Genomic DNA, 9,637 nt, shown 5'->3' with positions numbered 1-9,637 from the left:
TCCCCGGCGGACCAGGAGGCGCCGGCGGACCAGAAGGCCCGGAAGGCGCAGCAGGCCGGGACGCGGCCGAGTCCCCTTCCGCGTCCGGCCGCGAGACCGGGGCCTTGTCCGTCGGCGCGTCCGCGATCTCCTGCGGCGAAGACCCCAGCGCGGGCACGACGGCGGTCCTCGGCAGCTGGCTGCCGCCCGGCATCAGGGTCGTCTTCGCCTCGGAGGCCCCGGACGACCGCGGCGCGTCTTCCAGGTCCGACCCGGACAGCGGTGGCGCGAACACGGTCGCCGGCAGCGGCACGGATGCCTCGTCCAAGCCGGAGTTCACATCGGTACCCGCCCACGGCGTGGCCCCGGTCGGCACGGCCGCCGCCGTCGCCGGTACGCCGTCACTGGCCGTCGGCTCGTACGGGATCTCGCCCCCGCGCCGCAACGGCACCGCGTCCGCGGCGCCCGGAGCCGCCGCCGAACCGGACTCTTCCGGTGCGGATGCCGCATCGGCGTCGGACACCGGACCAGCACCCGCACCCGCCCCCGCATCGGTGGCGGCGGGCGCCGCCGGAGCCGCGGAGGAGCCGGACGACGGCACCGAAGCCGCGGCCGGCCGGGGCGCGATCCCCGCCCGGTCCGCCGCCTCCTGCAACCACTCCGGCGGACTCAGCATGAACGACGTCTGCTCCGAGTCGATCCGCGGCGGCGGAACGGAAGCCTCCGAAGCCGCGGCCGATGCCACGGCCCCGTACTCCTCCTCGTACCGGCGGATCACCTCGCCCACCGGCAGTCCCGGCCACAACGTCACCTCACCGCTGTCCCGGGCGATGACCAGCCGCTGCCGGCCGCCCCCCGACACCGGACCCGCCGCGCGGTCCTCCGCCCACACCACGAACCCGAGCCCGAACTCCCGTACCCGCACCTCCCGGTGCTGGTACGCGGGCACGTCCCCGTTGATCCACTCCTCGGCGCGCTCCTGCGCCTGCGCAAACGTCACCACCGCGCCGTCACCCTTCATCCGAACCGGCACGCGCCACCGGAACCGAACGTGCGAATCCGCCGTCCACCATCAGACCGGCCACCGTCTCCAGTTCCGGCGGGTTGCCCGCCAACCGCTCCAGAAAGGCGTCGAAATCAACGCCGCACGGCAGCAACAGCCGCTCCACACGCTCCTGGACCGACCATCCGTCCCGGTCGCGGGCGTCGTCGTACGGGGAGAACCACACCGATCCGGTGCCCTCGCCCCGTACCTTCAGCGCGAGCAGCCCGCCTTGCGCAAAGCCCACGCACAGGTAGTCCTTCGTCAGGTGGTCGCGCAGGCACTTGTTGACGTAGACGAGGTCGTTGACCGCCGCCTCCTCACGCACCGTGAAGAACGGCTGGTCCACCAACAGGCCCAGGTCCACGTCCAGGCCGGCGCCCACCGGCGCGCAGCCGCCCGCCGCCTTCAGGAACGAGCGGTAGGCCTCCGGCAGCCGATAGCCGAGGTCCTCCTCGACACCCTGCACCTGGCTCTCGGACACCGACACCACGGACTTCGGGAGCCCCATGTGCACCGGACGCACCTCCTGCAACGGCCGCGTCCCGCGCTTCTCGTGGTCCACCGGAGCCGTCGCCAGACCCGCGTGATGCCGCAGCAGCGCCTTCACCTCGACCGGGACCAGCTCCATGCGCCGCGAACCCGCAACGTGGTGCCAGGTCCAGCCGTGCGGGGTCGCCACCGGACCGACGGTGTCCCACAACGCGTGCCCCGCGGCCTTCATCGCCGCGTTCGCGGACACGTAGTCCGTCAGCCTCAACTCGTCCACGCCGAAACCCTCGGGCGGTTCGGCGATCTCCACCGCCGCACGCGCGTAGGCGGAGAAGTCCGGATGCCCGGCGCCGTCCATCCGCACTCCGTGGGGATGCCGAGCTGCCCGGACCGGGTCCGGGAAATGCACGACCTGCCCCGAGTAAGCGGCGTTGGGTGGCGCGGCCTGCTGCCCGAGCCGACCTGTCGTCATGGCGGTAGCCCCCTGCTGGATCTGGCTGGTTCACCACAGCCTATGCGCTGGGGCAAGAGGCTCCCCTGCCCGCGACCCGCACACCAGCCCGACGGTCAGGAACATCCGAATTGATACGAAAATTCGACCCCGCTTCCGTATGACAGATGACATTTGGCAGGCTGTCCCCGCAGCACGGGGGCGTGCGCGAAAGCGGTCACCACCGCCGCCACGGGAGGGAAAGCGCGACCATGCAGAACACGGCAACACGTACGGAACCGGGCGACGGCACCGCCGACGCGGCCGGCTCGCCCGCCGAAGCGGGCGGCCACACCGGCGACCCCCGCCTGCGCTGGAGCAGCAGCGACGGCCGGCCCACCCCACCCGTCCTGCGCTTCCGCCGGGACGGCATCCTGCCCACCGTCGCCGCCGCGCTGTCCGTGCGCGGCGAGACCCTCACCGGCACCGCCGGCAAGGGCGACCAGGCACCCGCGCTCCACCCCCTCGTCCAGGATTTCCTGGACACCCTGACCAGCGGCCAGCGCGAACGTTTCACCGGACGGTGCCCCGAAGCGATACTGCTCTCCCGCCACCTGTCCGCCGTCGAGGCCGCCCGCTCCCGGCGCGCCTCCCGCAAGCCCCTCTCGCCCGGCGAGGCCCGCCGCTCCCTCAAGCACGCAAAGATCACCGCCCGGCGCATCCGCGAGGACGGCGACCCCCTCCACGGCAGCTACGCACCCCCCTGCCGCTCCTGCGACGCCCTCCTCGCCCACTTCGGCGTACGTCCCGTCGACCTCACCCCAGCCGAGTAGCCATGACCACCACCTCCGCTTCCTACGACCGCTCCTCGACCACCCGCTTCCCGGCCGCGGTGGACTCCGCGCTGCGGACCGCCGGCTGGGAACCGGGCCGCTGGGACGCCAAGCAGGCCGAGTACTGGGCCGACGCCCTCCGCGACCACACCACCCCCGCCGGCCACCGGCACACGGTCTTCCCCGCAGCCGTCGAGGCCTGGGCGGAGTTCGGCGGCCTCACCGTCACCGCCCGCGGACCCGGCCGGCAGATCGCCCCGACCCCGGTACGGATCGACCCCCTCACCGGGCTGCACCTCGCACGCACCTTCGCCGACCTGGGGCGGGCCCTGTCCACTCAGCTCTGCCCCCTCGGCGTCGAGGCCGACGGGGGGTCCCACCTCGCCCTCGACCGCGAAGGCCGCGTCTACGGCATCGACCACACCGGCGACTGGTACCTCGGCTCCACGCTCGACGAGGCCCTGACCCTGCTCCTGACCGGCCTCCAGCCGACACGCCTCACCACGGCGCCGTAACCCCACGCTGCGGCCCTCCACCGTGCGCTGCACCACATGGGACACCGCGAACCGGTACACCTTCCGGCCAGGGCACTAGCGGAGCGGGAGGACTGCCGAGACGCGGAAGCCACCCGCGTCCGTCGGACCGGACACGAACACGCCGCCCAGCCCGAGCACCCGTTCCCGCATGCCGACCAGCCCGTTCCCACCGCTCGGCAGCCCCACCGCGTCGGCCTGCCCCTCGCACGGCCCGTTCTCCACCTGCATCGCCACCTCGCCCTGCCGGTGCGCCAGCCGCACGACGACCCGCGCCCCCGGAGCGTGCTTGTGGCAGTTGGTGAGCGCCTCCTGCACCACCCGGTACGCCGTCTGCTCCACCTCCGCCGCGTACGCCGCCCCCTCGCCCTGCACGACCATCTCGACGGCCATCCCGGCCGCCCGCGACTGGCCGACCAACGCCTCGATCTCCTCCAGCGAAGGACCCTCGTCCGCGCCGCCCACGAGCGCCACCGGCACCACCGGCGCCACCGGACCCACCGGCGCGGCGGTGGCCGCCACGGCCGCCTTCGGCGGCGCCGCCCGCAGCACGCCGAGCATCTCCCGCAGCTCCGTCAGCGCCTGCCGCCCCATGTCCCCCACCAGCGCCGCGTTCTTCGCCGCCCGCGCGGGATCCTTGACCGCCACCGCCTCCAGCGCGGCCGCATGCACGACCATCAGCGATACCCGGTGCGCGACCACGTCGTGCATCTCCCGCGCGATTCGGGTCCGCTCCTCGGTGCGCGCCCACTCGGCCCGCTCCTCGGCCCGGTCCGCCAGCAGGGAAAGCTCCCGTTCCAGCGAGTCGGCCCGCTCCTGCAGGCTCTCCATCAACCGGCGCCGGGCCCCGACGTAGAGCCCCAGCAGCACCGGCGGCACGGTCAGCGTCACCGCGACGAACCCGGACAGCGCGACCACGAACGCTGGACCGACCTCCACGTCCCCCCGCGTCTTCAGGTACATCACGACGAAGGTCGCGACCATCGACATCGAGGCGAGCGCGGCCGTGATCCGCCGGGGCACCTCCGACGAGGCGAGCGAGTACAGGCCCGCCAAAGAGAGCAGGAACCCCATTTCGGCCGGCGCCACGGCGATCCCCACCAGCACCACCGCGATCGGCCAGCGCCGCCGCAGCACCAGCGTGGACCCCACCACGGCGCCGAACAGCACGCCGACGGCCACCGGGATCCCCGCGTCGTGGGCGAAGGGCACCCCCTCCCACGCGCACTCCGCAGCGGACACGCCGGCCAACGCCACGTCCATCACGGCATCCCGGCGCCGCGCCCACCACAAAGGCGGCGCGGCACGGCCTTCCACTTCCCCCGTACTGGTCATGCCGTCCAGCGTACGCAGGCGTCCCTCCAGACCACCGACAGAATTCCGGCGGACGGCACGCGGTCGCGGACGCGAGCGAACCACCCGCATCATGAGACCCGAGTCCCGCATTCCGGACGACGATCGAGGGCGTGACCGGGATCCCGCGCCGCCCCGGCGACGACGCGCTCCCCCCTCTCCGGAAGAACACCGGGGCGGAGTACCGGGGATGCCCGATCGTCCGCGTGTCCGCAGGTTGCGCGTTGTACCGTCGCATTGAGGGCGCCTGGTGCGGCATAGTGGGGTCCGCGGATTGAACCAAGTGACGAAATGTCCGGTTCACTCACATTGACTATCCCCTGTGGTGTAATTGGCAACACGGGTCACTTTGGATGATTTGTTCCAGGTTCGAGCCCTGGCAGGGGAGCCACAACGCCTTCGGGTCCTGACCGCAGAGGTCGGGACCCGTCCTCGTTTCACGGCGTTGACGCCCCGGTATCCTTCACGGGTCCACTCCCGAAGCCGAAGGGCACACCCGTGAGCGCCAACCGCCCGGCAGCCGTCGTCGTACTCGCAGCGGGTGAGGGCACCCGCATGAAGTCGGCCACACCGAAGGTCCTGCACGAGATCTGCGGGCGCTCGCTCGTCGGTCACGTCGTCGCCGCCTCCCGCGAGCTGGACCCCGAACACCTCGTCGTGGTCGTCGGGCACGCCCGGGAACAGGTCACCGCGCACCTCGCCGGCATCGACGCCGACGTCCGCACCGCGATCCAGTACGAGCAGAACGGCACCGGCCACGCCGTCCGGATGGCCCTCGAAGAGCTCGGCGGGCCGGTCGACGGCACCGTGATCGTCGTCTGCGGCGACACCCCGCTACTGACCGGGGAGACCCTGGACCGGCTGGCGCGGACGCACGCCGCCGACGGCAACGCCGTCACCGTACTCACCGCCGAGGTGCCGGACGCCACCGGCTACGGCCGCATCGTCCGCGACGCCGGCGGCGCGGTGACCGCGATCGTCGAGCACAAGGACGCCACCGACTCCCAGCGCGCGATCCGCGAGATCAACTCGGGCGTCTTCGCCTTCGACGGCGCTCTGCTGGCCGATGCGCTCGGCAAGGTCCGCACCGACAACAGCCAGGGCGAGGAGTACCTCACCGACGTCCTCGGCATCCTGCGCGAGGCCGGGCACCGAGTCGGCGCGGCCGTGGGCAGCGACCACCGCCAGATCCTGGGGATCAACAACCGCGTGCAGCTCGCGGAGGCCCGTGCCCTGCTGAACGCGCGCCTGCTGGAGCAGGCGATGCTCGCGGGCGTGACGATCGTCGACCCGGCCGGCACCTTCGTGGACGTGACGGTGACCTTCGGGCAGGACGCGGTCGTGCACCCCGGCACGCAGCTCCTGGGGGCCACGCACATCGCCGAGGGTGCCGAGGTGGGCCCCAACACGCGCCTGCGGGACACCCGGGTCGGCGCGGGCGCCCGCGTGGACAACACGGTGGCCGAGAGCGCGGTCGTGGGCCCGCACGCGAGCGTGGGACCGTTCGCGTACCTGCGTCCGGGCACCACGCTCGGGGCGAAGGCCAAGGCCGGCACGTACGTCGAGATGAAGAACGCGACGATCGGCGAGGGCACCAAGGTGCCGCACCTGTCGTACGTGGGCGACGCGACGATCGGCGAGTACACGAACATCGGCGCGGCGAGCGTCTTCGTGAACTACGACGGCGAGCACAAGCACCACACCACGGTCGGCTCGCACTGCAAGACGGGTTCGGACAACATGTTTGTGGCACCCGTCACCATCGGGGACGGGGCCTACACGGCCGCCGGGTCCGTGATCACGAAGGACGTACCGCCCGGTGCGCTGGCCGTGGCCCGTGGCCAGCAGCGGAATATCGAGGGCTGGGTCGCCCGCAAGCGTCCGGGAAGCGCCGCCGCCACGGCTGCGCAGTCGGCGGCCTCGGAGGACTCCGGGCGCCCTTGAGGTGAACCGACCGGAAACAGGTACGTCTCGAACGGCGTACCGTGGTAGCCGCACGCAATTCGGCTGGCTCACCGTGTGCGGGACGGACGCACACGGGGGCGAGCAGCTTCAACACGTCTGAGGAGACAGTGCTGTGACCGGGATCAAGACGACCGGCGAGAAGAAGCTGATGCTCTTCTCCGGCCGCGCCCACCCCGAGCTGGCCGAGGAGGTCGCGCACCAGCTGGGAGTCGGCCTCGTGCCGACCAAGGCTTTCGACTTCGCGAACGGTGAGATCTACGTCCGCTTCCAGGAGTCGGCGCGTGGCGCGGACTGCTTCCTGATCCAGAGCCACACGGCTCCGATCAACAAGTGGATCATGGAGCAGCTGATCATGATCGACGCGCTGAAGCGCGCGTCGGCGCGTTCCATCACCGTGATCATCCCGTCCTACGGGTACGCCCGCCAGGACAAGAAGCACAAGGGCCGCGAGCCGATCTCGGCGCGTCTGGTGGCGGACCTGCTCAAGACCTCGGGCGCGGACCGCATCCTGACGGTCGACCTGCACACGGACCAGATCCAGGGCTTCTTCGACGGCCCGGTGGACCACCTCTCGGCGCTGAACGTGCTCGCGGACTACGTGGGCACGAAGGTGGACCGCACGAAGCTGACGGTCGTGTCCCCGGACGCCGGCCGCGTGCGGGTGGCGGACCGCTGGTGCGACCGGCTGGACGCGCCGCTGGCGATCGTGCACAAGCGCCGCGACAAGGACGTCGCCAACCAGGTGACCGTCCACGAGGTCGTCGGTGAGGTCAAGGGGCGGGTCTGCGTCCTGGTCGACGACATGATCGACACCGGTGGCACGATCTGCGCCGCGGCCGAGGCGCTGTTCGCGCACGGTGCGGAGGACGTGATCGTGACGGCGACGCACGGCATCCTGTCGGGTCCCGCGGCCGACCGCCTGAAGAACTCGAAGGTGAGCGAGTTCGTCTTCACGAACACGCTGCCGGACCCGTCGGACCTGGAGCTCGACAAGATCACGGTGCTGTCGATCGCCCCGATGATCGCGCGTGCGGTGCGTGAGGTCTTCGAGGACGGTTCGGTGACGAGCCTGTTCGAGGAGCAGCAGTAGCAGCAGGAGCGGTCGCCGCGTAGATCCTTTTGAAGTGCGGCCTTCCCGCCGGGTAGACTCATGAAGTTGCTCGGCGAGGGAGGCCGCACTTTCGTGTGCGGGCACTCCGTTATCGACGCGCTCTTCGTAGCAGGCCGTTTCGGCCGGGTGACTCCAGTTCCGTTTTCCGTCACCCCACGAGGAGTGAGCATGTCCGAGGTCAAGCTTTCCGCCACCCTGCGCGACACCTTCGGCAAGGGCTCTGCCCGCCAGGCCCGCCGCGACGCCCTGACCCCGGGTGTCATCTACGGCCACGGCACGGCCCCGAAGCACGTCAACGTCGAGGCCCACGGCCTGATGATGGCGCTGAAGACCCCGAACGTCCTGCTCTCCCTGGACATCGCGGGCGACGGCACCGAGCTGGTCATCCCGAAGGCCGTGCAGCGCCACCCGCTGAAGCCGGTCATCAACCACGTCGACTTCCTGATCGTCAAGAAGGGCGAGAAGGTCACCGTCGAGGTTCCGGTCGTGACCGAGGGCGAGCTGGCTGCCGGTGGCAACCTGCTGGAGACCCTGCTGACCTCGGTCTCCGTCGAGACCGAGGCCACCCACATCCCGACCGAGATCACCGTCTCGATCGCGGGCCTGGAGGCCGGTGCGACCGTGCACGCCTCCGACCTGAAGCTGCCGGCGGGCACCAGCCTGGCCGTCGACGGCGAGACCGCCGTCCTGCAGGTCGTCGCCCCGCAGGCCGAGGAGCCGGCCGCCGAGGCCGAGGCCACCGAGGCCTGAGCCTCGCCCCCCGCTCTCAGCAGTTGCTGACCGACCGCCGTCCGGCTCCACTGGAGCGGGACGGCGGTCGTCTTCGTTCTAGGCGGTAAGGAGCTTTTGATGTCGGACGACGCGGCGCCCTGGCTGATCGTGGGTCTGGGCAATCCGGGTGCGGAGTACGCCGGGAACCGACACAACATCGGGTTCATGGTGGTCGATCTGCTGGCGGAGCGGATCGGCGGGAAGTTCAAGGCGCACAGGGCGCGGGCGCAGGTGGTCGAGGGCCGGATGGGTCCGCCGGGGCCGGCGAACCGGCGGGTGGTGCTCGCCAAGCCGATGTCGTTCATGAATCTTTCGGGTGGGCCGGTGACGGCCCTGCGGGACTTCTACAAGGTGCCGTTGGAGCGGATCGTGGCGGTGCACGACGAGCTGGACATCGACTATCCGACGCTGCGTCTGAAACTGGGCGGCGGGGACAACGGGCACAACGGTCTGAAGTCGATGACCAAGTCGATGGGTGCGGACTACCACCGGGTGCGGTGCGGCATCGGGCGGCCGCCGGGCCGGATGCAGGTCGCGGACTTCGTGCTGAAGGACTTCTCGTCCACGGAGCGCAAGGAGCTGGACTGGTTCGTGGACCGGGCGGCGGACGCGGTGGAGTGCCTGGTCTCGGAGGGTCTGGAGCGCGCGCAGTCGGCGTACAACGGGTAGCGGTTCCGGCATCTTCACATAGGACAAGCGGCCCGGAGCGGGTCGGACCATAGCAAAGATAGACATCTGGCTCTTGACCGGGGCGGCGTCGCGTCAGCATGCTGGCGCCGTCGGCCTCCACCTCGGCCTCGGCCTCGGCCAGTGCCAGTGCGTCGGCCTCGGCGTCGACCTCGGCGAGCACGAGCGCAGGCCCGTCGTCCTCGGCGAGCACATCGCCCTCCTCGTCCGCGTCCTCCCCCGCTCCTTCCGCGTCGACCCCGGCCTCCGGCGGTACGACCGGGGGCGACCTGGCGAAGACCGGTTCGGACGCCCCGGTCGGGCTGCTCGCCGCGATGGCGGCGGCGTTGGTCGCGGCCGGCGCCTTCCTGATGGTCCGCCGTCGCCGCTCGGGCGCCCAGGGCTGAGCCCCGTAGTACGAGGCTGACGAAAGGGGGTCCCCCGCGCCGGTGGGCGCGGGGG

Annotated in this window: 9 protein-coding genes, 1 tRNA gene and 1 pseudogene; 8 read left to right on the top strand and 3 right to left on the bottom strand. The window is 71.5% G+C overall.

Annotated features, from left to right (window positions below):
* Together ACFW2G_RS26230 and ACFW2G_RS26225 are read right to left on the bottom strand one after the other, a co-directional pair.
* Positions 1 to 982: pseudogene (locus tag ACFW2G_RS26230) on the bottom strand (hypothetical protein); the annotation flags it as partial.
* Positions 983 to 989: 7 nt separating this feature from the next.
* Positions 990 to 1,985, bottom strand: coding sequence for an SMI1/KNR4 family protein (locus tag ACFW2G_RS26225; RefSeq protein ID WP_078556797.1), 996 nt, complete (start codon positions 1,983 to 1,985; stop codon positions 990 to 992).
* Between the two features lie 230 nt (positions 1,986 to 2,215).
* Here ACFW2G_RS26225 and ACFW2G_RS26220 point away from each other — a divergent pair, with 230 nt between their 5' ends.
* Positions 2,216 to 2,776 carry a YwqJ-related putative deaminase gene (locus tag ACFW2G_RS26220; RefSeq protein ID WP_384448034.1) on the top strand — a complete coding sequence of 187 codons (561 nt, stop codon included), beginning with the start codon at positions 2,216 to 2,218 and terminating at the stop codon, positions 2,774 to 2,776.
* A 2-nt stretch (positions 2,777 to 2,778) separates the two neighbouring features.
* A complete protein-coding gene (locus ACFW2G_RS26215; protein ID WP_384448037.1) occupies positions 2,779 to 3,291 on the top strand; it encodes an SUKH-3 domain-containing protein in 513 nt (170 codons plus the stop codon).
* Between the two features lie 75 nt (positions 3,292 to 3,366).
* Here ACFW2G_RS26215 and ACFW2G_RS26210 read toward each other — a convergent pair whose 3' ends face one another.
* Complete coding sequence (locus ACFW2G_RS26210; RefSeq protein ID WP_384582504.1) at positions 3,367 to 4,644, bottom strand: sensor histidine kinase; 1,278 nt, start codon at positions 4,642 to 4,644, stop codon at positions 3,367 to 3,369.
* A gap of 334 nt (positions 4,645 to 4,978) precedes the next feature.
* Here ACFW2G_RS26210 and ACFW2G_RS26205 point away from each other — a divergent pair.
* The 6 genes from ACFW2G_RS26205 to ACFW2G_RS26180 all read left to right on the top strand — a co-directional run bounded on the left by ACFW2G_RS26205 (position 4,979) and on the right by ACFW2G_RS26180 (position 9,582).
* Positions 4,979 to 5,053, top strand: a tRNA-Gln gene (locus ACFW2G_RS26205).
* Between the two features lie 107 nt (positions 5,054 to 5,160).
* A complete protein-coding gene (glmU, locus tag ACFW2G_RS26200; protein ID WP_037925198.1) occupies positions 5,161 to 6,606 on the top strand; it encodes a bifunctional UDP-N-acetylglucosamine diphosphorylase/glucosamine-1-phosphate N-acetyltransferase GlmU in 1,446 nt (481 codons plus the stop codon).
* A gap of 133 nt (positions 6,607 to 6,739) precedes the next feature.
* On the top strand, positions 6,740 to 7,717 hold the full coding sequence (locus ACFW2G_RS26195) for a ribose-phosphate diphosphokinase (protein ID WP_037925196.1): 978 nt from the start codon (positions 6,740 to 6,742) through the stop codon (positions 7,715 to 7,717).
* Positions 7,718 to 7,906: 189 nt separating this feature from the next.
* On the top strand, positions 7,907 to 8,488 hold the full coding sequence (locus ACFW2G_RS26190) for a 50S ribosomal protein L25/general stress protein Ctc (RefSeq protein ID WP_384448044.1): 582 nt from the start codon (positions 7,907 to 7,909) through the stop codon (positions 8,486 to 8,488).
* Positions 8,489 to 8,587: 99 nt separating this feature from the next.
* Positions 8,588 to 9,178, top strand: coding sequence for an aminoacyl-tRNA hydrolase (pth, locus tag ACFW2G_RS26185; protein ID WP_384448046.1), 591 nt, complete (start codon positions 8,588 to 8,590; stop codon positions 9,176 to 9,178).
* Positions 9,179 to 9,276: 98 nt separating this feature from the next.
* On the top strand, positions 9,277 to 9,582 hold the full coding sequence (locus ACFW2G_RS26180) for an LPXTG cell wall anchor domain-containing protein (protein WP_384582506.1): 306 nt from the start codon (positions 9,277 to 9,279) through the stop codon (positions 9,580 to 9,582).
* Positions 9,583 to 9,637: the final 55 nt, after the last annotated feature.

The sequence above is a fragment of the Streptomyces sp. NPDC058880 genome (genome assembly GCF_042742535.1).
Classification (GTDB): domain Bacteria; phylum Actinomycetota; class Actinomycetes; order Streptomycetales; family Streptomycetaceae; genus Streptomyces.
This window is presented reverse-complemented; position numbering and strand designations above follow the sequence as displayed.

Excerpts from the sequence above, each read along its gene's own strand:
- ACFW2G_RS26215 (WP_384448037.1), top strand. The coding sequence starts at position 2,779 with ATGACCACCACCTCCGCTTCCTACGACCGCTCCTCGACCACCCGCTTC.
- ACFW2G_RS26190 (WP_384448044.1), top strand. The coding sequence starts at position 7,907 with ATGTCCGAGGTCAAGCTTTCCGCCACCCTGCGCGACACCTTCGGCAAG.
- ACFW2G_RS26210 (WP_384582504.1), bottom strand. The coding sequence starts at position 4,644 with ATGACCAGTACGGGGGAAGTGGAAGGCCGTGCCGCGCCGCCTTTGTGG.
- ACFW2G_RS26225 (WP_078556797.1), bottom strand. The coding sequence starts at position 1,985 with ATGACGACAGGTCGGCTCGGGCAGCAGGCCGCGCCACCCAACGCCGCT.
- pth (WP_384448046.1), top strand. The coding sequence starts at position 8,588 with ATGTCGGACGACGCGGCGCCCTGGCTGATCGTGGGTCTGGGCAATCCG.
- ACFW2G_RS26180 (WP_384582506.1), top strand. The coding sequence starts at position 9,277 with ATGCTGGCGCCGTCGGCCTCCACCTCGGCCTCGGCCTCGGCCAGTGCC.
- ACFW2G_RS26220 (WP_384448034.1), top strand. The coding sequence starts at position 2,216 with ATGCAGAACACGGCAACACGTACGGAACCGGGCGACGGCACCGCCGAC.